This window comes from Myxococcus sp. AB025B, assembly GCF_006518215.1.
Lineage (GTDB): Bacteria > Myxococcota > Myxococcia > Myxococcales > Myxococcaceae > Myxococcus > Myxococcus fulvus.
Genome location: NZ_SRLW01000748.1, coordinates 1 through 399, shown reverse-complemented (window position 1 = coordinate 399; position 399 = coordinate 1). Strand labels below are relative to the sequence as shown.

The following is a 399-nucleotide window of genomic DNA, read 5'->3' as shown; positions in this document are numbered from 1 at the left end:
GGTGGACGCTGGGGGGCTTCTGGTTCAGCCTCCACGTGTGCCTGACGTGGCACAAGGATTTGTCGCAGGTGGTGCTGGGGACCATCATCGGCGTGTGCTGTGGCGTGCTGCTGGGCTTTCCCATCAGCGTCTCGCTGGAGCGGATGCTGTTGCCGCTGGCGCTGGAGGAGCAGCGCAAGCACGCGACGGTGGCGCTGGCGGGCGGCGGCTTCTCGTGGCCCCGGCAGGCGTGGTTCCTGCCCTTCACCTTCGGCGGCTCCATCATCTCCGCGCTGGTGCTCAGCGGCTGCGTGGTGGTGGTGAAGCTGGAGGCCATCCGGGACACGCTGGCGCTGGAGCTAGAGTCGGAGGGCGCGCGGCGCTCGGCGCGGATGCTGATGGAGCTGGGCGGGGTCCCCC

At 69.9% G+C, this 399-nt stretch carries 1 pseudogene; it reads left to right on the top strand.

Annotated features, from left to right (window positions below):
- Nucleotides 1-399, top strand: a pseudogene (locus FL311_RS44820) (methyl-accepting chemotaxis protein); the annotation flags it as partial.